The organism is Streptomyces sp. NPDC000348 (assembly GCF_042898795.1).
GTDB lineage: Bacteria > Actinomycetota > Actinomycetes > Streptomycetales > Streptomycetaceae > Streptomyces.
In genome coordinates this window covers 33,214-57,719 of the sequence record NZ_JBIAZD010000019.1, presented here as the reverse complement: position 1 = coordinate 57,719, position 24,506 = coordinate 33,214, and the positions used below count along the sequence as shown (strand labels likewise).

The 24,506-nt window shown below is 72.9% G+C and carries 28 protein-coding genes; 11 read left to right on the top strand and 17 right to left on the bottom strand.

Annotated elements, in window-relative coordinates; all coding sequences use genetic code 11:
- The 3 genes from ACFY3N_RS29575 to ACFY3N_RS29565 all read right to left on the bottom strand — a co-directional run bounded on the left by ACFY3N_RS29575 (position 1) and on the right by ACFY3N_RS29565 (position 2,082).
- Positions 1-558, bottom strand: a complete 558-nt coding sequence (locus ACFY3N_RS29575; protein WP_390819836.1) for a YbaK/EbsC family protein — start codon at positions 556-558, stop codon at positions 1-3.
- Positions 559-581: 23 nt separating this feature from the next.
- Entirely contained in the window at positions 582-1,154 is a 573-nt protein-coding gene (locus ACFY3N_RS29570) for a helix-turn-helix domain-containing protein (RefSeq protein ID WP_390819835.1), read from the bottom strand.
- A 130-nt stretch (positions 1,155-1,284) separates the two neighbouring features.
- A complete protein-coding gene (locus ACFY3N_RS29565; RefSeq protein WP_390819834.1) occupies positions 1,285-2,082 on the bottom strand; it encodes an acyltransferase in 798 nt (265 codons plus the stop codon).
- A 117-nt stretch (positions 2,083-2,199) separates the two neighbouring features.
- Here ACFY3N_RS29565 and ACFY3N_RS29560 point away from each other — a divergent pair, with 117 nt between their 5' ends.
- Positions 2,200-2,730 carry a gamma carbonic anhydrase family protein gene (locus tag ACFY3N_RS29560; RefSeq protein WP_390819833.1) on the top strand — a complete coding sequence of 177 codons (531 nt, stop codon included), beginning with the start codon at positions 2,200-2,202 and terminating at the stop codon, positions 2,728-2,730.
- A 76-nt stretch (positions 2,731-2,806) separates the two neighbouring features.
- On the opposite strand, the gene ACFY3N_RS29555 is transcribed toward ACFY3N_RS29560, so the two are convergent.
- Positions 2,807-3,436: a DedA family protein gene (locus ACFY3N_RS29555; protein ID WP_390819832.1), complete on the bottom strand. Its 630-nt coding sequence runs from the start codon at positions 3,434-3,436 to the stop codon at positions 2,807-2,809.
- Between the two features lie 103 nt (positions 3,437-3,539).
- Positions 3,540-3,992, bottom strand: coding sequence for a DUF4442 domain-containing protein (locus ACFY3N_RS29550; RefSeq protein WP_390819831.1), 453 nt, complete (start codon positions 3,990-3,992; stop codon positions 3,540-3,542).
- A 119-nt stretch (positions 3,993-4,111) separates the two neighbouring features.
- On the opposite strand from ACFY3N_RS29550, the gene ACFY3N_RS29545 reads away from it, so the two are divergent.
- The gene (locus ACFY3N_RS29545) at positions 4,112-5,122 is read left to right on the top strand and encodes a hypothetical protein (protein WP_390819830.1); all 1,011 of its coding nucleotides are present in this window, start codon (positions 4,112-4,114) and stop codon (positions 5,120-5,122) included.
- Positions 5,123-5,182: 60 nt separating this feature from the next.
- Positions 5,183-6,481, top strand: coding sequence for an MFS transporter (locus ACFY3N_RS29540; protein ID WP_390819829.1), 1,299 nt, complete (start codon positions 5,183-5,185; stop codon positions 6,479-6,481).
- 20 nt (positions 6,482-6,501) lie between these two features.
- Here ACFY3N_RS29540 and ACFY3N_RS29535 read toward each other — a convergent pair whose 3' ends face one another.
- From ACFY3N_RS29535 to ACFY3N_RS29525, 3 genes are all read right to left on the bottom strand, one after another.
- Positions 6,502-7,347: a spermidine synthase gene (locus ACFY3N_RS29535; protein ID WP_390819828.1), complete on the bottom strand. Its 846-nt coding sequence runs from the start codon at positions 7,345-7,347 to the stop codon at positions 6,502-6,504.
- Positions 7,348-7,417: 70 nt separating this feature from the next.
- Entirely contained in the window at positions 7,418-8,587 is a 1,170-nt protein-coding gene (gene tuf / locus ACFY3N_RS29530) for an elongation factor Tu (protein ID WP_390819827.1), read from the bottom strand.
- Between the two features lie 300 nt (positions 8,588-8,887).
- Positions 8,888-9,616, bottom strand: coding sequence for a DNA alkylation repair protein (locus ACFY3N_RS29525; RefSeq protein ID WP_390819826.1), 729 nt, complete (start codon positions 9,614-9,616; stop codon positions 8,888-8,890).
- Between the two features lie 49 nt (positions 9,617-9,665).
- Here ACFY3N_RS29525 and ACFY3N_RS29520 point away from each other — a divergent pair, with 49 nt between their 5' ends.
- Positions 9,666-10,439, top strand: coding sequence for a TVP38/TMEM64 family protein (locus tag ACFY3N_RS29520; protein WP_390819825.1), 774 nt, complete (start codon positions 9,666-9,668; stop codon positions 10,437-10,439).
- Between the two features lie 13 nt (positions 10,440-10,452).
- On the opposite strand, the gene ACFY3N_RS29515 is transcribed toward ACFY3N_RS29520, so the two are convergent.
- Positions 10,453-11,622: a thiolase family protein gene (locus ACFY3N_RS29515; RefSeq protein WP_390819824.1), complete on the bottom strand. Its 1,170-nt coding sequence runs from the start codon at positions 11,620-11,622 to the stop codon at positions 10,453-10,455.
- A 104-nt stretch (positions 11,623-11,726) separates the two neighbouring features.
- Here ACFY3N_RS29515 and ACFY3N_RS29510 point away from each other — a divergent pair, with 104 nt between their 5' ends.
- From ACFY3N_RS29510 to ACFY3N_RS29500, 3 genes are all read left to right on the top strand, one after another.
- On the top strand, positions 11,727-12,197 hold the full coding sequence (locus ACFY3N_RS29510) for a winged helix-turn-helix transcriptional regulator (RefSeq protein WP_390819823.1): 471 nt from the start codon (positions 11,727-11,729) through the stop codon (positions 12,195-12,197).
- Positions 12,198-12,365: 168 nt separating this feature from the next.
- Positions 12,366-13,241 carry an undecaprenyl-diphosphate phosphatase gene (locus ACFY3N_RS29505; RefSeq protein WP_390819822.1) on the top strand — a complete coding sequence of 292 codons (876 nt, stop codon included), beginning with the start codon at positions 12,366-12,368 and terminating at the stop codon, positions 13,239-13,241.
- A 118-nt stretch (positions 13,242-13,359) separates the two neighbouring features.
- Entirely contained in the window at positions 13,360-13,539 is a 180-nt protein-coding gene (locus ACFY3N_RS29500; RefSeq protein WP_390819821.1) for a hypothetical protein, read from the top strand.
- Positions 13,540-13,563: 24 nt separating this feature from the next.
- Here ACFY3N_RS29500 and ACFY3N_RS29495 read toward each other — a convergent pair whose 3' ends face one another.
- Together ACFY3N_RS29495 and ACFY3N_RS29490 are read right to left on the bottom strand one after the other, a co-directional pair.
- Entirely contained in the window at positions 13,564-14,304 is a 741-nt protein-coding gene (locus ACFY3N_RS29495) for an SDR family NAD(P)-dependent oxidoreductase (RefSeq protein ID WP_390819820.1), read from the bottom strand.
- Positions 14,305-14,340: 36 nt separating this feature from the next.
- Complete coding sequence (locus ACFY3N_RS29490) at positions 14,341-14,949, bottom strand: DUF4291 domain-containing protein (RefSeq protein WP_390819819.1); 609 nt, start codon at positions 14,947-14,949, stop codon at positions 14,341-14,343.
- Between the two features lie 175 nt (positions 14,950-15,124).
- Here ACFY3N_RS29490 and lnt point away from each other — a divergent pair, with 175 nt between their 5' ends.
- Positions 15,125-16,690 carry an apolipoprotein N-acyltransferase gene (gene lnt, locus ACFY3N_RS29485; RefSeq protein WP_390819818.1) on the top strand — a complete coding sequence of 522 codons (1,566 nt, stop codon included), beginning with the start codon at positions 15,125-15,127 and terminating at the stop codon, positions 16,688-16,690.
- Here lnt and ACFY3N_RS29480 read toward each other — a convergent pair.
- Positions 16,614-17,519 carry a Gfo/Idh/MocA family protein gene (locus ACFY3N_RS29480; RefSeq protein ID WP_390819817.1) on the bottom strand — a complete coding sequence of 302 codons (906 nt, stop codon included), beginning with the start codon at positions 17,517-17,519 and terminating at the stop codon, positions 16,614-16,616. The two genes, lnt and ACFY3N_RS29480, sit on opposite strands and share 77 nt — an antisense overlap.
- 140 nt (positions 17,520-17,659) lie before the next feature.
- Between ACFY3N_RS29480 and ACFY3N_RS29475 the strand changes: the two genes are divergently transcribed.
- Together ACFY3N_RS29475 and ACFY3N_RS29470 are read left to right on the top strand one after the other, a co-directional pair.
- Positions 17,660-18,172, top strand: coding sequence for a DinB family protein (locus ACFY3N_RS29475; protein WP_390819816.1), 513 nt, complete (start codon positions 17,660-17,662; stop codon positions 18,170-18,172).
- Between the two features lie 272 nt (positions 18,173-18,444).
- Positions 18,445-18,777: a hypothetical protein gene (locus tag ACFY3N_RS29470; protein ID WP_390819815.1), complete on the top strand. Its 333-nt coding sequence runs from the start codon at positions 18,445-18,447 to the stop codon at positions 18,775-18,777.
- Positions 18,778-18,805: 28 nt separating this feature from the next.
- On the opposite strand, the gene ACFY3N_RS29465 is transcribed toward ACFY3N_RS29470, so the two are convergent.
- From ACFY3N_RS29465 to fabG, 5 genes are all read right to left on the bottom strand, one after another.
- Positions 18,806-19,321 (bottom strand): hypothetical protein, encoded by a 516-nt coding sequence (locus tag ACFY3N_RS29465; protein ID WP_390819814.1) that lies wholly within the window; start codon positions 19,319-19,321, stop codon positions 18,806-18,808.
- 139 nt (positions 19,322-19,460) lie between these two features.
- Entirely contained in the window at positions 19,461-20,144 is a 684-nt protein-coding gene (ung, locus tag ACFY3N_RS29460) for a uracil-DNA glycosylase (RefSeq protein ID WP_390819813.1), read from the bottom strand.
- 90 nt (positions 20,145-20,234) lie between these two features.
- Entirely contained in the window at positions 20,235-21,821 is a 1,587-nt protein-coding gene (locus ACFY3N_RS29455; protein ID WP_390819812.1) for an ABC transporter substrate-binding protein, read from the bottom strand.
- A 278-nt stretch (positions 21,822-22,099) separates the two neighbouring features.
- The gene (locus tag ACFY3N_RS29450; RefSeq protein WP_390819811.1) at positions 22,100-22,858 is read right to left on the bottom strand and encodes an SDR family oxidoreductase; all 759 of its coding nucleotides are present in this window, start codon (positions 22,856-22,858) and stop codon (positions 22,100-22,102) included.
- A gap of 13 nt (positions 22,859-22,871) precedes the next feature.
- Positions 22,872-23,633, bottom strand: coding sequence for a 3-oxoacyl-ACP reductase FabG (gene fabG, locus ACFY3N_RS29445; RefSeq protein ID WP_390819810.1), 762 nt, complete (start codon positions 23,631-23,633; stop codon positions 22,872-22,874).
- A gap of 291 nt (positions 23,634-23,924) precedes the next feature.
- On the opposite strand from fabG, the gene ACFY3N_RS29440 reads away from it, so the two are divergent.
- On the top strand, positions 23,925-24,485 hold the full coding sequence (locus ACFY3N_RS29440; protein WP_390819809.1) for an excalibur calcium-binding protein: 561 nt from the start codon (positions 23,925-23,927) through the stop codon (positions 24,483-24,485).
- Positions 24,486-24,506 lie beyond the last annotated feature (21 nt).

Sequence of the window (24,506 nt, the reverse complement as noted above, 5' to 3'; positions counted from 1 at the left end):
TCAGGCCGCTCCCAGCCCTTCCAGCACGACCGCTCCGGGCAGCTCCGCGAACGCCTTGCCCGGCACCAGCAGCTTGCCGCGCCGCCGGCCGCTGCCGACGAGCACGTACGGCAGGTCCACGACGGCCGCGTCCACCAGCACCGGCCAGTCGCCGGGCAGTCCGACCGGGGTGATGCCGCCGTACTCCATGCCGGTCTCCCCCGTGGCCGTGTCCATCGGGGCGAAGGACGCCTTGCGGGCGCCGAGGTGACGCCGTACGACACCATTGACGTCGAGCCGGGTGGTGGACAGCACGACGCACGCGGCGAGCGTGGTCCCGCCGCCCCGTCTGCCCGCCACCACCACGCAGTTGGCCGACCGCTCCAGCAGGTCCCGGCCGTAGTGCTCGACGAAGACGGCGGTGTCCGCCCAGCGCGGGTCGGTGTCGACGTAGAGCAGCCGGTCGGCCGGGACGCTGCCGCTCCAGGCGCGGACGGCGGCGGCGACCGGGGCGGTCAGCTCGTCGAGGCGGTCGGGGGCGGGGACGGCGTGGTCGAAGTCTCCGATGGGTGCGCGCATGGCCGCACCGTAACAGGGGCGCCTCAGTGCACGGACGGCACCGAGACGGTCATGATCATCTCCATCGGGACGCCGCCCCGGTTGCCGTACGTGTGCGGTGTGCCGGCCTCGAAGGAGGCGCTGGCGCCGGCCGGCACCAGGTGCTCCGCTCCGTCGACGGTGAGGGTCAGCTCCCCGGACGTGACGTGGACGAGTTCGACCGTGCCGGCGGGGTGCGGGTCGGAGTCGCTGCTCTCGCCCGGCATGAGCCGCCAGTCCCACATCTCCAGCGGACCGGGCGCCTCGGTGCCGGCGAGCAGCCGGCTGTAGCTGCCGCCCTCGGTGTGCCACAGCCGCACCGCCTGGTCGGCGGGGACGATCCGGACCTTCGGGCCCCGTTCGTAGTCGAGCAGGGTGGGGACGCTGACGCCGAGCGCGTCGCCGATCTTGACGACCGTGCCGATGCTCGGATTGGTGCGGGCCTGTTCGATCTGGATGAGCATGCCGCGGCTGACACCGGCCCGTGCCGCGAGCGTGTCCAGGGTGAAGCCGCGCTCGGTGCGCCAGCGCTTGACGTTGCGCGCCAGGGACTGGGTCAGCAGGTCGAGGTCCGACACGTTCCGTCCGTTCCGTCCGACAGGTGGGGCGGCCGGGTCCGCTCCGTCCGGCTGCCGCGGAATGGACCCGATCGTCCATCGCACTGTACTGCGACCGGAATCGGCGCCTTCCACGACCGGGCGGGGCGGTTCAGCCCTCGGGTTCCAGCTCGGCGAGCCGGGCCGCGCCCTGCTCGTCCAGTTCCGCGAGCCGGGCGGCGCTCTCCTCGTCCAGTTCCGACAGCGCCCGCAACTGCTCCGGGGTGATGCCCTCCGGGATCGGTACGGGCGCCGGGGTGCGCAGCGGCGGCTGCCAGCCGTCGGCGGGGGTCCAGCGGCGCACGACACGGGCCGGGGCGCCCGCGACCACGGCGTGGTCGGGCACCGCGCCCCGGACCACCGCGCCCGCGGCCACCACCACGTTCCGTCCGATGCGCGCCCCCGGCAGGATCACCGCGCCGGTGCCGATCCAGCAGCCGGGGCCGATCTCCACCGGCTCCATCCGGGGCCACTGCTTGCCGATGGGCTCGTGCGGATCGTCGTAGGAGTGGTTGGTGGAGGTGACGTAGACGTACGGCCCGAAGTAGCAGTCGCTGCCGATGGTGACCGTCGTGTCGGCGATGACGTGGCTGCCGCGGCCCAGCACGACCCCGTCGCCGATGCGCAGGATCGGTTCGGGCCCGAGGTCGAGACCGGGCATCAGACCGGCGGTGAGGGTGACCTGTTCGCCGATGACGCAGTGCGCGCCGATCCGGATCCAGGGCTCACCGAAGACCGTGCCGAGCGGGAAGGCGAGCCTGGTACCTGTTCCCATCGCCCCGAAGCGGAAGCGGCCGGGGTGCTCGGCGGTCACCGAACCCGTGCGCTGCGCCCAGGCCCAGCCCGCGTGGACCGCGCGCTGAGCGAGGCGGCGCGGCCAGGACGAGAACGTGTTCTTGCGCTTCGGCACCCGCTCACCGTAGTCGGCGGGCGGCTCGCCGACGGGCCGGTGACCCTGTGATCTTCACCCCACCGGGCCGGCGTATACGGTGCGTGGTGTCTACAGACGTCGGTGGAGGAGAGGGCGATGACGCACCGCGCGCTGATCACGGGTATCGGGGGCAGGGAGCCGGAGGTGGACGGGAGCGCCTTCGTGGCGCCCACGGCCTCGGTGATCGGGGACGTGACGCTGCACGCGGGCGCGAGCGTCTGGTACGGGGCGGTACTGCGCGGCGACGTGGAGCGGATCTCCGTCGGGGCGAGCAGCAACGTGCAGGACAACTGCACGCTGCACGCCGATCCGGGGTTTCCGGTCACCGTGGGCGAGCGGGTGTCGATCGGGCACAACGCCGTGGTGCACGGGGCGACCGTGGGTGACGACTGCCTGATCGGGATGGGGGCGACGGTGCTGAACGGTGCCGTGATCGGCGCGGGATCGCTGGTTGCCGCCCAGGCACTGGTGCCGCAGGGGATGGAGGTGCCCCCGGGCTCGCTCGTCGCGGGGGTGCCGGCGAAGGTGAGGCGGGAGCTGAGCCCCGAGGAGCGGGAGGGGCTCACCCTCAACGGCACGATGTACGCGGAGCTGGCGAAGGCGCACCGGGACGCGCACGGGGGGTGACGGCCGCGCGCGGTGCGCGGGCCGGTCGCGGCCGGGCCGCGGGTCGGCACGGCCCCGCGCCCCTTCGGGGGCGTTCCTAGTCGCCGGCGACGACCGGCTCGGGTCCCGCCCTCTTCGCCTTGCGCTTCAGCACCAGCATCGACGTCGCGCCGATCAGCACCGCCAGCACCAGGCCCAGCCACGAGAAGCGCTTCAGCCAGGACTCGGCGACGATGCCGACGTAGTAGATGACGGCGGTGGTGCCGCCCGCCCAGACGATGCCGCCGAGGACGTTGGCGATCAGGAACTTCCAGTACGGCATCCGCAGCACACCCGCGAGCGGGCCGGCGAAGATGCGCAGCAGGGCCACGAAGCGGCCGAAGAAGACGGCCCACATGCCCCACTTCGTGAAGGACCGCTCGGCGGCCGCGATGTGCCCCTCGCTGAAGTGACGGGGGAACTTGGCGCCCAGCCAGGCCAGCAGCGGCCGTCCGCCCTTGCGGCCGATGGCGTAGCCGATCGAGTCGCCGATGATCGCGCCGGCGGTGGCGCAGGCGCCGAGGACCACCGGGTCGATGTCGCCGTGCTGGGAGGCGAGCAGCGCGGAGGAGACCAGGATGATCTCGCCCGGCAGCGGGATGCCCAGGCTCTCCAGCCCGATGACCAGCCCCACCAGGGCGTACACGGCGACCGCGGGTACGGTCTCGAGCCACTCCTGCACGTGCAACGCCCCGTCCTCCCGGTCCGCCGTTCGTGCGCCGGGTCCCGGCGCACGAACGGGAAGCCTACCGGGTCGTGCCGCGCGCCCGGTCCGGCCGCGGAGCCGGTGGTCAGCCGTTGGGACGCAGGGTCCAGACGACGGTCATCTCGCCGGTGACGGCGCCGTCCTCGCGGCGGACGGCGACCGCGACCGGGAACTCGGGGCGCACGCCCGCGTCGAGTTCGGCGACGACCTCGGCGGCCGGGCGGCCGAGGGTCGCGGTGGCGGTGACCTGGCCCATCGCCAGCTTCTTGTAGGCGATCTCGGCCCGGACGGCCAGCGGCACGGCCCGTGCGAGCTGGTCCCCGAACGCGGCGAGCACGATCGCGCCGCTCGCCGACTCACCGAGGGTGAACATCGCGCCGGCGTGCGGCCCGCCCACGTGGTTGTGGTAGTCGGCCTGGTCCGGCAGGGCCACCACGGCCCGCTCGGGCGTGGTCTCCAGGAACCGGAGATTGAGGGTCCGGGCCATGGGCACCGTGGCGGCGAGCATCTCGCCGATGGTCATCCGGTCTGCGCTCATGAACGGATGTTACCCGCGAGTAGCCTCGATTCGCCATGCCGCGCGGCATCCGGTTTGCTACGTCCCCGTCAAAGGGCGGTGACCCAACCGTGTCCCTGGCGCGGCTAGGGTTGCTGCCCATGTGGCCAGGACAGCAGCCGCCCGGGGGCGAGCAGAACCCGCAGTCGGACAACCCGTACCAGCAGCCGGGGTACCAACAGCCGAATCCGTACCAGCAGCCCGGCTATCAGCAGCCGAACCCGTACCAGCAGCAGCCGGGATGGGGCGCGCAGACCGTGGCGGGCGGGCCTCGGCCACCGCAGGACGGGGGCGGCGGGAACCGGACGAAGCTGGTGGCGGTCGTGGCGGCGACGGCCGTGGTCGTGGCCGCCGGTGTCACCGGCTTCCTGGTGCTCGGCGGCGACAAGGACGACGAGGCCGGCGGCGGCAAGGACGCCAAGCCGACCGCGACCGTGTCCAAGGACACCTCCGCCGAGCCGAGCGTCTCCGCCTCGGACGACAACCCGCGCGGCGGCGAGGGGGACAAGGCGACCGTCCCGGGCTGGAAGGTCGTCGTCAACACGCGCTTCGGCACCGAGTTCGACGTCCCGGCCGACTGGGAGATCGAGACTCCCGGCACCAGCGTGGGCTTCGAGTGGGAGAAGGAGGACGGTGAGATGGACCGCACCACCGTCACCGCCCCCGCGTACCTGAAGTCCAAGTGGTGCACGAGCGACGACAACAAGGACGGCCGCGAGGAGGACACCGCCCTCGCCACCGCCGGCACCCGCGGTGAGAACGGCGCCAAGGACACGGACATGGCGGCCGAGACCCGGGTGCCGTGGTGGATCTACGGCGGGTACACGCAGCCCGACAAGAAGAGCGTGAAGTACGAGAAGCCGAAGGCGTACACCACGGCGTCCGGCCTCAAGGGCAGCGTGGCCACGGCGCACTCGGAGAACACGCCGCAGAAGGGCAAGTGCGACAGCGAGGGCAAGGCGATCACGTTCGCCTTCAAGAACGGCGCCGGGGACTTCGTCACCTGGAACCTGTACGGCGCCAAGGGCGTCAAGGACGAGATCCCGGAGGCGACCGTGCAGAAGATCCTCAGCACGGTGCGCCTCACGGAGGAAGCACCGACGGAGTCGTAGCAGGTCGGGGGGCCGGCAATCCATTTGGCAAGTCGGCCCCGGTCCGGCGATAGTCACCGGGTGCCGACCACCGTCTCCCGCCGTCCCGCCTGGGCCGGCCGCAACTACTCCCTGCTGACCGCCGCCGCCGTGGTGACCAGCCTGGGCAGCCACGGCGCGCTGATCGCCGCCGCGTTCGCCGTGCTGGGCGCGGGCGGCGACGGCGGCGACGTGGGTCTGGTGGCCGCCGCCCGCACCCTGCCGCTGGTGCTGTTCCTGCTGATCGGCGGCGCCGTCGCGGACCGGCTGCCGCGCCACCGGGTGATGGTCGCGGCCAACGCCCTGAACTGTGTCTCGCAGGCCGCGTTCGCGGCGCTGGTCCTCGCGGGCGAGGCGCGGCTGTGGCAGATGATGCTGCTGAGCGCGCTCGGCGGTACCGGTCAGGCGTTCTTCAACCCGGCCGCCGAGGGCATGCTGCTGTCCTCGGTCGAGGGCGAGCAGGCCGGCCGGGCGTTCGCGGTGTTCCGGATGGCGATGCACGGGGCGACGCTCGGCGGGGCCGCGCTGGGCGGGGCCATGGTCGCCGCGATCGGGCCGGGCTGGGTGCTGGCGGCGGACGCGGCGGCCTTCGCGGTCGCGGCGGCACTGCGGGCGTTCCTCGACGTGAGGCACATACCGCCGCGCGCCCCGGGCGGCGGCATGCTCGCCGATCTCAAGGACGGCTGGCGGGAGTTCAGCGGCCGGCCCTGGCTGTGGGGCGTCGTCGTCCAGTTCTCCGTCGCCAACGCGGTCGTCGGCGCGGCCGACGCGGTCTACGGGCCGCTCGTCGCCCGGGACCACCTGGGCGGCGCCGGGCCGTGGGGCGTGGCGCTGGCGTTCTTCGGCGGGGGCACGGTGGTGGGCGCGCTCCTGATGACCCGCTGGCAGCCCCGCCGTCTGCTGTTCGCCGGCACCCTGTGCGTGTTCCCGCTGGCCCTGCCGTCCGCCGCGCTCGCCGTGCCGGCGCCGGTCACCGTGCTCTGTGCGGTGATGTTCGTGACCGGCGTGTCGCTGGAGGTGTTCGGCGTCTCCTGGATGACCGCGCTGCACCAGGAGATACCGGAGGAGAAGCTGTCCCGGGTCTCGGCGTACGACTGGTTCGGCTCGGTCGCGCTGGTGCCGGCGGCGATGGCCCTGGCGGGCCCGGCGGAAACGGCGTTCGGCCGCCCGGAGGCGCTGTGGGGGTGCGCGGCGCTGGTCGTGGTCGTCACGGCGGCGGTCCTGTGCGTCCCGGACGTACGCGACCTGCGCCGCCGAAGCCGCCACGTCACCGGCGCGTCCGCCGCGCCGACCGGTGCCGAACGCCCCGTCGGGGAACTCGGGAAGGCGCCGCAGGACTGAACCGCGGCCCGGACGGTGCGTCAGCCGATGCCGAACGCCCCCGCGGGGGGCTCGGGTGACGGGACCGCGTCCTCGTCGCGCACCGGGCGCGCACCGCGTGTGAAGTCCCGCAGGGCCGCGCCGTGCTCGACCCTCGCGGGGAAGGCGTCGGCGGCGGTGGCGCGGGACAGGGTGGCGACGTCCAGGGGCCGGTGGGCGGCCACCAGGACCGCGTTGCCGAAGCGGCGGCCGCGCAGCACTCCCGGCTCGGCGATGAGCGCCAGCTCCTCGAACCGCGTCCCCAGGGTGGCGATCTGGGAACGGAGGAAGGCGAACGGGGCCGCGTCCGCGAGGTTGGCGAGATAGACCCCGCCGGGCCGCAGGACGCGCGCGGCCTCCTGCGCGTAGGCGGCGGAGGTCAGGTGCGCCGGGACCCGCGAGCCGCCGAAGACGTCGGCGACCAGGACGTCCGCGCTGTCGTCGGGGGCCGTCTCCAGCCAGGCGCGGGCGTCCGCCGCGTGCAGGGTGACATCGGCGTCGGCGGGGAGCGGCAGGTGCTCGGCGACCAGCTCCAGCAGCCCCCGGTCGAACTCCACGACGTGCTGCCGGGAGCCGGGGCGGGTGGCGGCCAGGTAGCGCGGCAGGGTGAGCGCCCCGCCGCCGAGGTGCAGGGCGTCCAGCGGGCGCCCCGGTTCCGCCACGGTGTCGAGGACGTGCCCGAGCCGCCGGGCGTACTCGAGCTCCAGGTGGGTCGGCTCGTCCAGGTCGACGTACGACTGCGGCGCCCCGTCGACGGTCAGCAGCCAGGCCCGCTCCCGGTCCACGTCGGGCATCAGCTTGGCGGTGCCGTGATCGACGACGCGGGACACGGGGATGGGCTCGCTCACCGTCCCATTGTGCCGCCGCCCGTACGGACGGCCGCCCGCCCCGGTCCGGGAGCGGGCGGCCGTCCGCCGCTCAGCCGACCGCCGTCACGGTGCCGGCGCCGACCGTGCGGCCGCCCTCGCGGACGGCGAACCCGAGCCCGGCCTCCAGGGGCACCTCCCGTCCCAGCTCGACGGTCATCGTGACCGTGTCCCCGGGCCGCGCCACCGCCGTCTCACCGAGGTCGACGTCGCCCACGACATCCGCCGTGCGGATGTGGAACTGCGGCCGGTACCCGGTCGACACCGGTGTCGTACGGCCGCCCTCGCGGGCCGACAGCACGTACATCCGCGCGGTGAAGCGCCGGCTCGGCACCACGCCGCCCGGCGCGGACACCACGTGCCCGCGCCGCACCGCGTCACGCGGCACCCCGCGCAGCAGCAGCGCCACGTTGTCGCCGGCCTGCGCCTCCTCCATGGGCTTGCCGAAGGTCTCCAGGCCGGTCACCACGGTCTCCACCCCGGCGCCGCACACCTCGACCCGGTCGCCGGCGCGGACCGTGCCGCGCTCCACCGCACCGGTCACGACGGTGCCCCGGCCGGTGATGGTGAGCACGTTCTCCACCGGCAGCAGGAACGGCGCGTCCAGGTACCGCTCGGGCACGGGCACATACGTGTCCACCGCGTCGAGCAGCGCGTCGATCGACGCCGTCCAGCGCGGGTCGCCCTCCAGCGCCTTCAGCCCGGAGACCCGTACCACGGGCGCGGACCCGCCGCCGTAGCCGTGCGCGGAGAGCAGGTCGCGGACCTCCAGCTCGACCAGGTCGGTCAGCTCCTCGTCCCCCGCGTCGGCCTTGTTGATCGCGACCACGATGTGGTCGACGCCCACCTGGCGGGCGAGCAGCACGTGCTCGGCGGTCTGCGGCATGATCCCGTCGAGCGCGGAGACGACCAGGATCGCCCCGTCGAGCTGCGCGGCGCCGGTGATCATGTTCTTGACGTAGTCGGCGTGGCCGGGCATGTCGACGTGGGCGTAGTGCCGGGTGTCGGTCTCGTACTCGACGTGCGCGATGTTGATGGTGATGCCGCGCGCGGCCTCCTCCGGCGCCCGGTCGATGCGGTCGAGCGGGACGAAGCCGCCGGAGCCGCGCTCGGCGAGGACCTTGGTGATGGCGGCGGTCAGGGTGGTCTTGCCGTGGTCGACGTGGCCCATCGTGCCGATGTTCAGATGCGGTTTGGTGCGGACGTACGCCGTCTTGGACATGGCGGTACCTCGAAGCCTCTCGGTGGTGACGCGTGAGCGTCCCGGACGCGGCGGATCGGGCGCGCGGCAGGGACGGGGACCCCGGGAACCCGGCCGACCCTCCCCCTGGGGGGTCCGCCGGACGATCCGGGGAGGGTCAGCTTCGGGCGCCGTCGACTGCGGCGAGGAAAGCGGGGACGGCAGCCTTCGGGGCATCCGCGACCGCGGATGCCGTGAGGTGGAAGGCGTACCGGAACATGGCGTCGATCCTCGCCGACGGCCCGCCCCGCGTCGAATGGTTTTCCGCGCCGGGCAAGGCCGCTACGCGCCGGCGTTCCTCAGCGCCTCACGCACCGACAGCGGCGCGAACCGTCCCTGCTCGCGCGCCAGGAAGGCCCGTACGGCGTCGGGGTCGGTCCTGGCGTACTCGCGCAGGCACCAGCCGATGGCCTTGCGGACGAAGAAGTCCGGGTGGCCGGACCGGCGCAGGCAGTGGTCGAAGAGGCGCGCGGTGTCGGTGCGTTCCCCGAAGCGCAGCTGGTGGAGCAGGGCGGTGCGGACGAGCCACAGGTCGTCGTCGCCGATCCAGTCGTCCATCTCGGCGGCGAGGCTCCGGTCGGCGGCGACCAGCGCCCCGACGACGTGCGCGGCGAGCGGATCGACGGTGTCCCACCAGGGGACCGTGGTGACGAGGTGCCGGACGACCGGCAGGAAGCCGGAGGAGCAGTGGCGCACGTGGCGGCGCAGGTAGTCCACGGCGAAGTACCGGTACTCGCGCTCGGGCAGCTCCCAGCAGCGCAGCGCGATCGCGGCGCAGTCGGCCTCGCCGGGGCGGGGCAGCCCCTCCACGACGGTGCGGGACAGGGCGCGGCGGACCGGGGTGGCCAGACCGAGGAAGGGGGCGACGTCCTTCATGTACGCCCGCATGGCCACGGCCCGCTCCGGGTCGGCCGCCGGCCCGTACGCGGCGGTGAGCCGCTCCAGCACCGTGTCGGCGAGCGGACTGCCCGGCGCCCGTAGTGCCGCCGTACCGTCCTCTGTGACGCGCATGAGACGAACACTACGGCGATCACACACATATGTCGGTTAGTGTCACCGGATGCTCGATGCCACCACCCGCTCTGGGGGCACCGCCACGGCCTCTCCCCGGGCCACCGCCACGGACCTCGCGGTACCGCTCCCGCCCGCCCCCGCCACGGGATTCGCCGCCCGCTGCGCCAGATTCCTGCTGTCGCCGTGGTCACGGCTGTCCCTGCTGGTCGCCCTGCTCCTCACCGCCGCGTCGCTGGTGCTCGCGTTCGAGCCACAGCGGCTGCTGACCGACGGCTGGCCGGCACAGCTCGGCGGGGCCGCGGCGGTCGTGGCGTACGCGGTGGCCTACGGGGTGTGCACGGTGGCGTTCGTGCCGCGCCCGCTGCTGAACCTCGCCGCGGGCGCGCTGTTCGGCTCCCAGCTCGGCCTGGGCGCGGCGCTGGGCGGCACGGTGCTGGGCGCCGGGCTGGCCTTCTGTCTGGGGCGGGCGCTCGGCCAGGAGGCGTTGCGTCCGCTGTTGCGCGGACGCTGGCTGAAGGCCGCGGACGACCAGTTGAGCCGGCACGGCTTCCGCTCGATGCTCGCGGCCCGGCTGTTCCCGGGCATCCCGTTCGCCGCCTCGAACTACTGCGCCGCCGTCTCCCGTATGGGCCTGCTGCCGTTCCTGCTGGCGACGGCGCTCGGGTCGGTCCCGAACACCGCCGCCTACGTGGTGGCCGGCGCCCGCGCGTCGACGCCGACGTCCCCGGCCTTCCTGATCGCGCTGGCCTGCATCGCCGTACCGGGTCTGGTGGGCGCGGTGGTGGCGTGGCGCAAGCGGCACCGTCTGCGCGGGCGGTGAGCCGGCCGGCGGCTCAGACGCGTTCGAGCACCATCGCGTTGGCGAGTCCGCCGGCCTCGCACATGGTCTGCAGGGCGTAGCGGGCGCCGCGTTCGCGCATCGCGTGCACCAGGGTCGTCGTCAGCCGGGTGCCGCTGGCGCCGAGCGGGTGGCCGAGGGCGACGGCGCCGCCGTGGACGTTGACCTTGCCGAGGTCGGCGCCGGTCTCCTGCTGCCAGGCCAGGACCACGCCGGCGAACGCCTCGTTCACCTCGAACAGGTCGATGTCGTCGAGTCCGAGACCGGCCCGGCGCAGCACCTTCTCGGTGGCCGGGACGACACCGGTGAGCATCAGCAGCGGGTCGGAGCCGGTGACGGCGAAGCTGTGCAGCCGGGCGAGGGGACGCAGGCCGAGGCGGGCGGCGGTCCCGCTCGACGTGATGAGCACGGCGGAGGCGCCGTCGTTGACGGGGCTGGCGTTGCCCGCGGTGACGTTCCACTCGATCTGCGGGAAGCGCTCGGCGAAGGCCGGGTCGTGGTAGGCGGGGCGGAGGCCGGCCAGGACGTCGGCGGTGGTGTCCGGTCGTACGCACTCGTCGCGGGTGACGCCGTCCAGGGGCGCGACCTCGGCGTCGAACAGTCCGGCGTCCCAGGCCTCGGCGGCCTTGCGGTGCGAGGAGACGGCGAAGGCGTCCATCTGCTCGCGGGTGATCGACCACTTGGCGGCGATGAGTTCGGCGCTGATGCCCTGCGGGACGAGCCCCTGCGGGTAGCGCCCGGCGACCCCGGGGCCGAAGGGGTCCTTGCCCTCGGGCACGTTGGACCACATCGGCACCCGGCTCATGGACTCCACCCCGCAGGCGACGACGAGGTCGTAGGCGCCGGAGATGACGCCCTGGGCCGCGAAGTGCACGGCCTGCTGGGAGGAGCCGCACTGACGGTCCACGGTGGTGGCCGGCACCGACTCGGGCAGGCCGGCGGACAGGACGGCGTAGCGGGTGGTGTTCATGGCCTGCTCGCCGACCTGGTCGACGGTGCCGCCGATGACGTCGTCGATCAGCGCGGGGTCCACGCCGGAGCGCTCGACGAGGGTGCGCAGGGTGTGGGCGAGGAGTTCGACGGGGTGGACGTGGGCGAGGGCACCCCGCGGCCTGCCCTTGCCGATGGGGGTGCGTACGGCTTCGACGACTACTGCGTCACGCATGGTGCGGGCCTCCTTGGCCGGAACGGCGTACCAGTGAGTAGGAAATCCGAACTCACCATAGTCCTGTGAGTTGGAAAAACAAACCCTCCCCTAGACTTGGCCGCATGGCCGCCCCCAAAGACCCGCGCCCCTGTTCGATCGCCGACACGCTCGCGCTGGTCGGCGAGAAGTACTCCCTGCTCGTCCTGCGCGAGGTGTGCCTCGGCAACGGCCGCTTCGACCAGTTGGTGCGCAACATCGGCGCTCCGCGCGACGTCCTGGCCACCCGGCTGCGGCGGCTGGTCGACGCCGGGATCCTCGCCAGGCACCCCTACAGCGAGCGCCCGCAGCGCTTCGAGTACCGGCCCACCCAGGCGGGACTGGAACTGGAGCCCGTCCTGCTGACCCTCAAGGAGTGGGGCGACCGTCATCTGCATCAGGACGGCGACCTGCCCATGGTGCTCGAGCACGTCTGCGGCAATGAATTCGTCCCGGTCGTCACCTGCCGGGCCTGTGGTGACGCGGTGCGTCACGAGGACCTGACCTCGCATCCGCAGGCGCCGGGCTGGACGGTGGGCGGCCCGACGGCGGCCTGAGCCACCGCTTCCCGCCGAAGGCGGACGGCCGCGAAGACCCTGTGTCGGAGCTGTCATCTTGGGGCGCTACGCTTCCCCCTCGGCGCACCCGATCATCGATCACCGCCCACGGCGGTGCGGTGCGTCCCGTCGCCCGTCCCACGATCGGCACTTGGACTCCGCTACCTCATGTCTTGGTTCGAATCACTCATCCTCGGACTCGTCCAGGGGCTGACCGAGTTCCTGCCCGTCTCCTCCAGCGCGCACCTGCGGCTGACCGCGGCCTTCTCCGGCTGGGAGGACCCGGGCGCGGCCTTCACCGCGATCACCCAGATCGGCACGGAGACCGCGGTCCTGATCTACTTCCGCAAGGACATCGGACGGATCCTGTCGGCCTGGACCCGCTCGCTGACGAACAAGGAGATGCGCCGCGACCCCGACGCGCGCATGGGCTGGCTCGTCATCGTGGGCTCCATCCCGATCGGTGTGCTCGGGGTGACGCTCAAGGACCAGATCGAGGGTCCGTTCCGCGATCTGCGGATCACCGCGGCGATGCTGATCGGCATGGGCATCGTGCTCGGCGTCGCCGACCGTCTCGCGGCGCGGGACGAGAGCGGCGGCCGGCACCGCGTGGCCAAGCAGCGCAAGGACCTCGGGGACCTGAGCGTCAAGGACGGTCTGATCTACGGCGTCTGCCAGGCCATGGCCCTCATCCCGGGCGTCTCCCGCTCCGGCGCCACCATCAGCGGCGGTCTGTTCATGGGCTACCGGCGCGAGGCCGCGGCCCGCTACTCCTTCCTGCTCGCCATCCCCGCGGTGCTCGCCTCCGGCCTGTTCGAGCTGAAGGACGCCACGGAGGGCGGACACGTCTCCTGGGGCCCGACGCTCTTCGCGACGGTGATCGCCTTCGCGGTCGGGTACGCCGTGATCGCCTGGTTCATGAAGTTCATCTCGACCAAGAGCTTCATGCCGTTCGTCTGGTACCGCATCGCGCTCGGCATCGTCATCATCGCGCTGGTCGCCACGGGAGCCCTCAGCCCGCACGCGGCGGAGTCGGCGGGCTGAGCCCCGACGGGCCCACGGCCCCGGAGCGGGAACGTGTCCGGGGCACGTGACCGAAGACATACGGTGCGCGTAGCCGTCCGGTAGCGCGCTGTCAGACCATGGCCCTAGGCTTGTCCGCATGTCCCCCGATTTAGTGACCCCTGGTTCCGTGCGGTCCGCCGCCGAGGTCAACGAACAGATCCGCGCGCTGTGGCTGCGCGCGGGCGGGGCCCTGTCCGCCCAGGAGCGCGAGCAGTACGAACTGCTGGTGGTCGAGTGGGCGGCGGCGATCCGCGGCCGGGTCGTCAAGGCGGCCTGACCCTCCCCGCCCTCGCGGTACGGCTCAGCGCCCGCCCGCCACTCTCAGCACCGCCCCCGTGGTGTACGAGGCGTCCGGCGACATCAGCCACGCCACGGCCGCCGCGATCTCCTCGGCCCGCCCCGCCCGCCGCAGCGGAACGTTCCCGGCGATCTCCCGGGCACGGTCCGGCGCCCCCATGGCGGCGTGCATCTCCGTGTCGATCACGCCCGGCGCGACCGCGTTGACCCGGATGCCGTCCGGGCCGAGCTCCTTGGACAGGCCGAGGGTCAGGGTGTCGACGGCGGCCTTGGTCGCCGCGTAGTGGACGTACTCACCGGGGCTGCCCAGGGTGGCGGCCCCCGAGGAGATGTTCACGATCACGCCCTCGCCCCGGGGCGTCATGAGCCGCGCCGCCCGCCGCGAGCACAGCAGTGTGCCGGTGAGGTTGACGTCGACGACCCGCCGCAGGGTGTCCGTGTCGACCTCGGTGAACCGTCCCAGCGGGCCCGTCACCGCCGCGTTGTTCACCAGCCCCGTCAGTGGCCCGAGCTCCCGCTCCGCCACCTCGAAGAGGCGGTCCACGTCCCTCTCGACGGACGTGTCCGCACGCACGGTCACGGCCCGCGCCCCGGCCGCCCGCACCCTCTCCGCCACTTCCTCGGCGGCCGCGGAGTCCCGGACGTAGTTCACCGCCACGTCGTGCCCCTCCGCCGCGAGCCGCAGACAGGTCGCGGCGCCGATCCCCCGGCTGCCACCGGTGACCACCGTGACGAGACGCTTCATGAGTACCTCCGGACGAAGAGCGCGGTACGAAGATCCTCAGGCTCGCAGATGCGCGAGCACGTCGTCGTCGAGGGGGTAGGACCGTTCCCCGGGCAGCAGCCCGGCCGCACGGTCGAGCTCTCCCGCGCGCACCAGGGCATGGATCTCCGTGGCGAGCGGTGTCACGTCCTCGATGCCCACGATCCACTCGTCCGCGTACCGCGCGGCCGCCTCCCCGGCGAGCCCCAGCTGGAGCGAGCGGTACGGCAACGGGTCGAGGCGCAGATCCCGCTCCGGGTCCCACTGCACCCGCGCGGGCGCCTGCCGCATCTTCCGCTTCCAGGCCGCCGCGTCACCGTGCAGGACCGGGACGTGGTGCGACAGACACGCGTTCCGCAGCGCCCACACGAACCCCTCCCGGCCGATCTCCACGGCCAGTACGGTCTCCTGGCCCTCCTTCGTGCCCCACCCGCAGCGGTACATCATCCACAGGAAGGACGGCTTGATCCACGTCATGCGCTCCCGGCTCCAGGACGACGGGAAGCGGCCGTGGCGTGCCGCGGCCCGGCCGATCCCGGGCCGGTAGGCCTGGTAGACGGTGACGGTGGAAGCGGTGTGGTGGGCGCGCACCTCGAATTCCGGGTGCCGGTCCGGCTGATCGTTCACGGTGTACAGCCTCGGCCGCGGCGTGCGCCGAAGGCCAGTGAATATCCGCGCACCCCCCTTGGCCCGGCTCACCCGTGGCCGGTGGACGGCTCCTGTGATCGACTGACCCCGCGTGCACTGTCCCGGATCACCGAGGGGACGCACACTGGAGGCACCACGGGGTAGGGAGGCGCCTATGAAGACGCTCGGCCACTGGCTCACCTCCCCCTGGCGGCGCTCGACCGTCGCCGCGGTCGTGGGCGCCCTGCCCGTCCTGGCCTTTCCGGCCCCGTCCCTGTGGTGGTTCGCCTACGTCGCCCTGGTCCCGTGGGTGCTGCTGATCCGTACCGCTCCCACGGGGAGGCGGGCGGCCCGCGACGGCTGGTGGGGCGGGTTCGGCTTCATGCTGGCCATGCACCACTGGCTGCTGCCGAATCTGCACGTGTTCACGTTCGTCATCGCCGCCCTGCTGGGCGCGCTGTGGGCGCCGTGGGGGTGGCTGGTGCGACGGCTGCTCGGCGGGGTGCCGTCGCACGGGCGGGTCGCGGCCGCGCTCGTCGTGGTGCCGTCGGGCTGGCTGGCGATCGAACTCGTCCGCTCCTGGCAGGGGCTCGGCGGCCCCTGGGGCGTGCTCGGTGCGAGCCAGTGGCAGGTGGGGCCCGCGCTGCGGCTGGCGTCGGTCGGGGGGACGTGGCTGCTCAGTTTCCTGGTGGTGGCCCTGAACGTCGCCGTGGCCGTGCTGGTCGCGGTCCGGCAGGCCCGGGTGCCCGCCCTGGCCGGGCTCGTCGCCACGGCCGCCGTCGCCTCCGCCGCCTGGGTGTACGCGCCCCGGCCCGACACCGGCGACCGGGTCCGGATCGCGCTCGTGCAGCCGGGTGTCGTCGCCGGGCCCGACAGCGCGGACCGGCGTTTCGACCGCGAGGAACGGCTCACGCGTGAGCTCGCCGGGCAGGACGCCGACCTGGTCGTCTGGGGCGAGAGCAGCGTCGGCTTCGACCTCGGGCAGCGGCCCGACCTCGCGCGGCGGCTCGCCGCGCTGTCCCGCGACACGGGCGCCGGGATCCTGGTCAACGTGGACGCCCGGCGGTCGGACAGGCCCGGTATCTACAAGAGCTCGGTACTGATCGGCCCGGACGGCCCGACCGGTGACCGGTACGACAAGATGCGGCTGGTCCCCTTCGGCGAGTACATCCCGGCCCGCTCCCTGCTGGGCTGGGCGACCTCCGTCGGCAAAGCGGCCGGCGAGGACCGCCGGCGGGGCTCCGAGCAGGTGGTGATGGACGCGGGGAACGGGCTGCGGATCGGCCCGATGGTGTGCTTCGAGTCCGCGTTCCCCGACATGAGCCGGCATCTCGCCGAGGACGGCGCCGACGTGCTGCTGGCCCAGTCCTCCACGTCGACGTTCCAGCGGAGCTGGGCCCCCGGGCAGCATGCCTCGCTCGGCGCGCTGCGCGCCGCCGAGACCGGCCGCCCGATGGTGCACGCGACCCTGACGGGCGTCTCCGCCGTGTACGGACCGGACGGGGAGCGCGTCGGCCCGCGGCTCGGCACGGACACCGTCGCCGCACAGGTGTACGAGGTCAGGACGGCGCACGGCACCACGCCCTATGTCCGTTTCGGCGACTGGCCGCTGCACGCGGCGCTGCTGGTCCTCGGGATCTGGGGCGTCACCGAGGTGGTGCGCGTCAGGCGGGGTGCTCGTGGATCGCTCGTACCACCCGTTCGCACAGTTCATGGGTCGCCAGCGCGTCCCGGGCGCTGAGCACCCTGCCCGCGCGGACCGCGTCCAGGAAGGCGAGCACCGCCTGCTCGATGCCGCGCTGCCGCGCCACCGGGACCCAGTCGCCGCGCCGCCGCACGGTGGGCTGTCCCTTGTGGTCGATCACCTCGGCGAGGTTGACCACCTGACGCTTGGTGTCCTGTCCGGAGACCTCGAGGATCTCCTCGGCCGAACCGCTGAGCCGGTTCATCACGCCGAGCGCGGTGAAGCCGTCCCCGGAGAGCTGGAGCACCACGTGGTGCAGCAGGCCGTTCCCGGTGCGGGCCCGCACGGTCACGTCGTCGACCGCGCCGGGCACCAGGAAGCGCAGGGTGTCGACGACGTGGATGAAGTCGTCGAGGATCATCGTGCGGGGTTCCTCGGGCAGTCCGACGCGGTTCTTCTGCATCAGGATCAGCTCGCGCGGGTGGTCGGCGCACTGGACGTAGCCGGGGGCGAAGCGCCGGTTGAAGCCGACGGCGAGGCTCGTGCCCCGTTCCTCGGCGAGCGCCACCAGCCGCTCGGAGTCGGCGAGTCGGTAGGCGAGCGGCTTGTCGACGTACGTCGATACGCCCGCTTCCAGGAGCCGGGTGACGATCTCCGGGTGGACCTCGGTCGGCGCGTGCACGAAGGCCGCGTCGAGGTCCTGGGCGATCAGGGAGCCGAGGTCCGCGTGGCGCTGCCCGGGCGGGACGCGGAGGCCGTCGGCGACCCGGTCGAGCGTCGCGGGGGTGCGGGTCTGCAGGTGCAGCTCCACTCCGGGCTGGTGGGCGAGCACCGGGAGGTAGGCCTTCTGCGCGATGTCACCGAGTCCGATGCAGCCGACCTTCACCGTGTGCGCTCCTCTGGCCCTTGCCTGTCGTGGTCCCGCTGAAGCATACGGCGGCCGGGGAGGGCACCACTCGGCGACGCCGGGCCGCCGGTACGGGAAATGCCTGGTGAGCCGGGGCCGAGGTGGGCAAGGATGCCGGCATGACGACCGAGCGCAGCGAACCCGCCCACGACGCCGACGAGCGCACCATGCTGGAGGGGTGGCTCGACTACCACCGCAGCACCCTCGCCCGGAAGTGCGAAGGGCTGACCGACGACCAGCTGCGCACGGCGTCGGTGCGGCCCTCGGAGCTGTCCCTGATGGGGCTGGTGCGGCACATGGCGGAGGTGGAGCGCTTCTGGTTCCGCCGGGTGCTCGTGGACGAGGACGCCGGCCCCCTCTACTTCAGCGAGGCCGACCCCGACGGCGAGTTCCACCTCACCGACGCGGACACCTGGCAGGAGGCGTACGGCACCTGGCAGGCCGAGATCGACGCCGCGCGGCGCAACGCGGCCGGCTTCGCACTGGACGACCTGTCCCGGGGCCGCGGCAGGCACACCGGCGAACCGTTCAGCCTGCGCTGGATCCACACCCACATGATCGAGGAGTACGCGCGTCACAACGGCCACGCCGATCTGCTCCGCGAGCGCGTCGACGGCGCCACCGGCGACTGACGTCACCCTCGGCACGTCCGAAGGCCCCCGTACGGGGCGGGGGATCACCCGTGCGGGGCATGCTGGGCCCGTCCGGCCCTCCCCGGGCGGCCGGAGCCAGCAGAGTGGCGCGGGTGCACCGAACGACGACCGCAGCAACGCTTCTGGTGACCCTGGCCGTCTCGGCCCTCTCGGGCTGTGTGACGGTCCACCGTCCCCTCGCACCCGGACCGGCGACGGCGCCGTCCCACAGGCCGGAGCCCCGTCCGGTCGGGGGGAACGAGACGGAGGTCGTGGAGGCACCGGCGCGCGAGGCCCTGGAGATGATCGGCCCGTCCCGGCCCTCGAGGACACCCGCGCCCCCGCCGCAGCGTGCCGCTCCCGGGGCCACGCAGGAGCGGAAGGCACCGCCCGACGTCCGGCACGGGCAGACCCGGCCGACTCGCCCCACGACCGGTGGGAACGACCGGCCGCGGCGTCCCGCGGCGGACCTCCCCGACCTGGCGGAGTCGATGCGCCGTGACGCCTCCCGCGAGCCGGACGTGTGCGCGCTGGGCAGGAAGTACGGCGGCTGGCGTCCGGGCAGCCCGGAGGCGACCCTCTGCCAGGAGACCTACGGGGGCTGAACCGGCCGGGTGAGGACGGACGCCGGTCCTAGGGACGTCGTCCCGCCAGTCCCCGGCCCCCGGAGGTCCCGTCCTCGTCCAGTGAGATCTCCAGTCGCCGGATGGCGGCCCGTACGCCCTCCCCGTAACGGTCGTCGGCCAGGGTGCGGGCCGCGCCCCGGGCCCGGTGGAGATGGGTGCGGGCGGCGTCGGGGCGGCCGAGGCGGGCGTAGTCGGCGGCCAGGCTGAGCTGCAGGCACGGGTAGAGCGCGCGCACGGCGAGGGATCCCTCGTACGCGCCGACGCGGTCGTCCGCGGCCTCCTCGGCCGCCGTCAGCGCCCGCAGGTCCCAGGCCAGTTCGTCCTCGGGATCGTCCTGCGTGTCGGCGAGGTAGTGGGCCAGGGTGCAGCGGTGCAGCGGGTCCCCGCGCTCGCCGATCTCCGCCCACAGGCCGAGCAGCCGGTGCCGGGCCTCCTCGCGGTCCCCCGCGTGGTGCAGCATCACGACCTGACCGATCCGCGTGAGCACGGCGTCCGGCGCCGTCTGCTCCTGTCGCTCCGCCACCACGTCCTCCGCACCGCTCGCCGACTGTCGCTCCCGACGCTAATCGCAGACCGGGGCGATACCGGACAAGCCACTCCGCAGTGCCTCGAGCGGGCCGGGTGCGGGGCCGATGGAGCGGTCCGCACCCGGCCGGACGGCGTCAGCCCAGATTCGGGATGGTCCAGTCGATCGGCTCGTGGCCCTGCGCGGCCACCGCCTCGTTGATCTGCGTGAACGGGCGGGACCCGAAGAACTTCTTCGCGGACAGCGGCGAGGGGTGCGCTCCCTTGACCACCACGTGCCGGCTCTCGTCGATCAGCGGCAGCTTCTTCTGCGCGTAGTTGCCCCACAGCACGAAGACCGCCGGGTCGGGGCGGTCCGCCACCGCGCGGATCACCGCGTCGGTGAACAGCTCCCAGCCGCGGCCCTTGTGGGAGTTGGCCTCACCGGCGCGGACCGTGAGCACCGCGTTGAGCAGCAGCACGCCCTGCTCCGCCCACGGCATCAGATAGCCGTTGTCCGGGACGGGCGTGCCCAGCTCGGCGTGCATCTCCTTGTAGATGTTGCGCAGGGACGGGGGGACCTTCACGCCCGGGCGGACGGAGAAGCACAGGCCGTGTCCCTGGCCCTCGCCGTGGTAGGGGTCCTGGCCGAGGACCAGGACCTTCACCTTGTCGTACGGCGTGGCCTCCAGCGCCGCGAAGACCTCCTCGCGGGGCGGGTAGACCGGACCGCTCGCCCGCTCCTCCTCGACGAACTCGGTCAGCTCCTTGAAGTAGGGCTGCTGCAGCTCGTCGCCCAGAACCCCGCGCCAGGACTCGGGCAGCATGGCGATGTCGGTCACGTCAATGTCCTTACGTGTGCGGTCGCTTCCAGACCACAGAACCTACAGGCGACCACTGACAACCGGCCCGGCGGACGGCCCTGCCCGGCTCTACCAGCTGGTCTTCCGGGAGAGTTCCCAGACCATCATGATGGTGGACGGGTCCAGCGCCCGCTCCGCGCCCGAGATGTCCCGGCTCGCCGCCACGTGCTGCCGGCCCTGCCACAGCGGCAGCAGCCGGACGTCGTCGACGAGGATCTGCTGGGCCTCCTCGAACTGCTTCACCACGTTGCCGCGGTCGCTCTCCCGGCGGGAGCTGGGCAGCAGCTCGGTCGTGATCTCGGTCGACTCGTAGGGCGTGCCGAGCGCGTTCTGCCTGCCGACGAACGGGGCGATGAAGTTGTCCGCGTCCGGGAAGTCGGGGAACCAGCCGCGCCCGAAGACCGGGTACTCGCCCTTCTGGTAGCCCTCGACGTACGTCTTCCAGGGGCGGCTCCTGAGCGTGACGTCGAACAGCTTCGACGCCTCCAGCTGACGCTCGAGCTCCTTGAACTCCAGCGCGGTCCCGGAGCCGTAGCGGTCCGTGGTGTACCAGAGGGTGAGCGGGACCGGCTCGGTGATGCCCGCCCCGGTGAGGATCCGCCGGGCCTTGGGCACGCTGGGCTCGCCGTAGTCGTCGAAGAAGCCGGTGGTGTGCCCGGTCAGGCCCTTGGGGACCATGGAGTACAGCGGGTCGACGGTGTCCCTGTAGACCTTGTGCGCGATCGCCGCGCGGTCGACGACCTGGGCGACGGCCCGGCGCACCTCCTTCCGGCCGGCCCACGGGTCCTTCGGGTTGAACACCAGGTAGCTGATGTCCGTCCCGGTGCCGTCGATCAGCTGGAGCTCCTCCTCCTTGGAGGTCTCGCCCTGGAGATCGATGATGTCGTCCGCCGCCAGACCGCGGTAGGTCAGGTCGATCCGGTCGTCCCGCAACGCCTTGACCATGGTGCCGGAGTCCTGGAAGTAGCGGATGGTCACCGCGTTGTTCCGGCGTTCGGCGAAGCCCTCGTAGCGGTCGTTGCGGACGAGTTCGGCCTGCTCGCCCTCCGCGTACGACCGGAGGGTGTAGGGCCCCGAGCCGACGACGCCGTCGCCCTCGCGCAGGGCGTCGGCCGGGTAGGCGTCGGGGTCGACGATGGACATCGCCGGGGTGGCGAGCACGAACGGGAAGGTGGCGTCGGGCTTGTTGAGGTAGAAGACGACCTCGCGCTCGCTGGGCGCCTGCACCCGTTCGAGACTGCCCAGCAGACCGGCCGGGCCTCCGTTGACGTTGATCTTCCGGATCCGGTCGATGGAGTGCTTGACGGCCTCGGCGTCGAGGGTGCCGCCGTCGGAGAACCGCAGCCCCTCGCGCAGCTCGCAGCGGAACACCCGGTTGGAACCGTCGGAGAACTCGCAGCTCTTGGCGGCGTCCGGCTGCGGGGTGGTCGCGCCGACCGGGTAGCTCAGCAGGGTCTGGTAGATGTTGCGGAACAGCTCCCAGGAGCTGTCCCAGGAGGCGGCGGGATCCAGCGTGCTGGGCGAGCTGGTGGTTCCCACGACGATGGGTCCCCCGTCGTCCGAGGTGTCCGACGACAGGACGCCGCATCCGGCCACCAAGGACGATATGGACGCGATGGCCGCCACCCGCCGCAGGCATCGGTTCCGGTTGAACACGCGCACGCTCCTCGATCTGCCGTCCCAAGAGTTGGCAGACCATACCGCAGTGTTCGCCCCGTTGACCCCCCTCTGTACGGCCCTTGAGATCGACTTTCCGATGACTACGTTGTCACGCACCGTCGCGACTCCGACACGCCGGCACGGGAGCCGTTTTCGTCGACGGAGGCCCGTGCCGGACCGTCGGACAGCGGCCCCGTGCGGGCGGCCGCGCCACCCGTGCGGCACGCGGAACGGTCCCGCGCGGCGCACGTGTCACACCGCGCGGGTCGTCCGGTTCAGGCGACGCCGGCGTTGAGGAAGATGCCGCCGTCGACGACCAGGGTCTGGCCGGTGACCCAGTCCGACTGGTCGGAGGTGAGGAACGCGGCGGCACCGCCGATGTCGGAGGGCACGCCGAGCCGGCCCAGCGGATAGCCCGCGGCGGCCTCGGCCTCCCGGCCCTCGTACAGCGCCTGCGCGAACTTGGTCTTCACCACCGCCGGGGCGATGGCGTTGACCCGCACCCCGGGCGCGAACTCGTGCGCCAGTTGCTGGGTCAGGTTGATCAGCGCGGCCTTGCTGACGCCGTAGGCGGCGATGAACGGCGAGGGCGCGATGCCCGCGACGGAGGCGATGTTGACGATCGCGCCGCCGTTGTCCTTCTGCCAGGCGTGCCAGGTCTTCTGCGCGAAGCCGAGCGCCGAGATCACGTTGGTCTCGAAGACCTTGCGCGCCACGTTCAGGTCGAGGTCGGCGATCGGCCCGAACACCGGGTTGGTGCCGGCGTTGTTGACCAGGTAGTCGATCCGGCCGAAGGCCTCCATCGCGCGCTCGACGGCGACGGCCTGGTGGGCCTCGTCGTGCGCCTTGCCGGCGACGTACACGGCACGGTCGGCGCCGAGTTTCCCGACGGCTTCCTTGAGGGCCTCCTCGCCCCGGCCGGTGATGCAGACCCGGTCGCCGCGCGCGACCAGCGCCTCGGCGACGCCGTAGCCGATGCCGCGGCTGGCACCGGTGATCAGGGCGACCTTGCCCGAGAGTTCCACAGCAGTCATGTTCCCGGTCTTCCTAGTCGAGCGGTCCGCCGGCGACGTACAGCACCTGGCCGGAGACGAAGCCGGCCGCCTCGCCGGTGAAGAAGGCGATCGCGTTGGCGATGTCCTCGGGCTCGCCGACGCGGGCGACCGGGATCTGGGTGGCGGCGGCGGCCTTGAAGTCCTCGAAGCCCATGCCGACGCGGTCGGCGGTGGCCCTGGTCATCTCGGTGGCGATGAAGCCGGGAGCGACGGCGTTGGCGGTCACGCCGAACTTGCCGAGCTCCTTGGCGAGGGTCTTGGTGAAGCCCTGGAGGCCCGCCTTGGCCGCCGAGTAGTTGACCTGGCCCCGGTTGCCGAGCGCGGAGGAGGAGGACAGGTTGACGATGCGGCCGAAGCCCGCGTCGACCATGTGCTTCTGGCAGGCCTTGGACATCAGGAAGGCGCCGCGCAGATGCACGTTCATGACGGTGTCCCAGTCGGAGACGCTCATCTTGAACAGCAGGTTGTCACGCAGCACGCCCGCGTTGTTGACGAGGATCGTGGGCGCGCCGAGCTCCTCGGCGATCCGCGCGACGGCCGCCTCGACCTGCGCCTCGTCGGAGACGTCGCAGCCGACCGCGATCGCCTTGCCCCCGGCGGCGGTGATCTTCTCGACGGTGTCCTTGCAGGCGGCCTCGTCGAGGTCGAGCACGGCGACCGCGCGGCCCTCGGCGGCCAGTCGTACGGCGGTGGCGGCGCCGATGCCGCGCGCGGCGCCGGTGACGACCGCGACCCGCTGCTCAGTGGTGGACATTGCTGCTTCTCCTCGCGCTTGGGATGCGGCTCCTGCGGCCGGACCGGAATCGGTGAGCGACCGCTTAGTACCTTCAGCAGACGTGACGCTAGAAGCCCTGGCACCCGGTGTCAACGGCACACCGCGCGTGTGTGATCCATTCCCCGCGCGGAGCCCTCTTCCGCCCGCCGTGGCCGTCGCGCACCCGGCGTCCGCGGGGAGCACCCGATCGGCCCAGCGCCGCGCGCCCTCGCGCCGGGCGGCCCCTAGCGTCGAGACGTGAGCCACCCGCGGCCGGAAAGGAGGCGCTCCATGCGCCGTCGCACCGGTGCCATGGGCACGCTGATCGCGCTCGCCGCGATCGTGCCGTTGGCCGACCCCGCTCACGCCCAGGACCTGGACTGCAGCGACTTCACCTACCAGGAGGACGCGCAGACCTTCTTCGACACGGACCGGAGCGATCCGCACCGGCTCGACGAGGACCCGGGTCCGGACGACGGAGTGGCCTGCGAGGCGCTGCCCAGGCGTGGTCTCACCTCGTCCACCTTCCGTCCCTCCCCCTCCGCCTCCGCACCGACCGGGTCACCGTCACCGTCGCTGTCGCCGACGACCGTCTCCCCCACCCGGACCGCGACTCCCACCACCGCGCCGACGACGCGGCCCGCGCCCGTGACCACCACGCCCGCGGCCCCCACCAGGACACCCGCCGCACCCACGACCCCCGCGTCCGTCGCACCGACGCGCGGTGTGCAGGGCGGGCTGGGCGGCTCCTCGGAGTCCGGGCCGAGCGGCTGGGACCTGGGCATCGGCACCGCGTTCGTGACGGGCGCCGCAGCCGCGACCGGCTACCTGGTGAAACGCCGCCGGACCTGACGGGCCATGGGCGACCACGAA

Excerpts from the sequence above, each read along its gene's own strand:
- ACFY3N_RS29575 (WP_390819836.1), bottom strand. The coding sequence starts at position 558 with ATGCGCGCACCCATCGGAGACTTCGACCACGCCGTCCCCGCCCCCGAC.
- ACFY3N_RS29560 (WP_390819833.1), top strand. The coding sequence starts at position 2,200 with ATGACGCACCGCGCGCTGATCACGGGTATCGGGGGCAGGGAGCCGGAG.
- ACFY3N_RS29550 (WP_390819831.1), bottom strand. The coding sequence starts at position 3,992 with ATGAGCGCAGACCGGATGACCATCGGCGAGATGCTCGCCGCCACGGTG.
- ACFY3N_RS29545 (WP_390819830.1), top strand. The coding sequence starts at position 4,112 with ATGTGGCCAGGACAGCAGCCGCCCGGGGGCGAGCAGAACCCGCAGTCG.
- tuf (WP_390819827.1), bottom strand. The coding sequence starts at position 8,587 with ATGTCCAAGACGGCGTACGTCCGCACCAAACCGCATCTGAACATCGGC.
- ACFY3N_RS29525 (WP_390819826.1), bottom strand. The coding sequence starts at position 9,616 with ATGCGCGTCACAGAGGACGGTACGGCGGCACTACGGGCGCCGGGCAGT.
- ACFY3N_RS29520 (WP_390819825.1), top strand. The coding sequence starts at position 9,666 with ATGCTCGATGCCACCACCCGCTCTGGGGGCACCGCCACGGCCTCTCCC.
- ACFY3N_RS29515 (WP_390819824.1), bottom strand. The coding sequence starts at position 11,622 with ATGCGTGACGCAGTAGTCGTCGAAGCCGTACGCACCCCCATCGGCAAG.
- ACFY3N_RS29510 (WP_390819823.1), top strand. The coding sequence starts at position 11,727 with ATGGCCGCCCCCAAAGACCCGCGCCCCTGTTCGATCGCCGACACGCTC.
- ACFY3N_RS29505 (WP_390819822.1), top strand. The coding sequence starts at position 12,366 with ATGTCTTGGTTCGAATCACTCATCCTCGGACTCGTCCAGGGGCTGACC.
- ACFY3N_RS29500 (WP_390819821.1), top strand. The coding sequence starts at position 13,360 with ATGTCCCCCGATTTAGTGACCCCTGGTTCCGTGCGGTCCGCCGCCGAG.
- ACFY3N_RS29495 (WP_390819820.1), bottom strand. The coding sequence starts at position 14,304 with ATGAAGCGTCTCGTCACGGTGGTCACCGGTGGCAGCCGGGGGATCGGC.
- lnt (WP_390819818.1), top strand. The coding sequence starts at position 15,125 with ATGAAGACGCTCGGCCACTGGCTCACCTCCCCCTGGCGGCGCTCGACC.
- ACFY3N_RS29475 (WP_390819816.1), top strand. The coding sequence starts at position 17,660 with ATGACGACCGAGCGCAGCGAACCCGCCCACGACGCCGACGAGCGCACC.
- ACFY3N_RS29450 (WP_390819811.1), bottom strand. The coding sequence starts at position 22,858 with ATGACTGCTGTGGAACTCTCGGGCAAGGTCGCCCTGATCACCGGTGCC.
- fabG (WP_390819810.1), bottom strand. The coding sequence starts at position 23,633 with ATGTCCACCACTGAGCAGCGGGTCGCGGTCGTCACCGGCGCCGCGCGC.
- ACFY3N_RS29440 (WP_390819809.1), top strand. The coding sequence starts at position 23,925 with ATGCGCCGTCGCACCGGTGCCATGGGCACGCTGATCGCGCTCGCCGCG.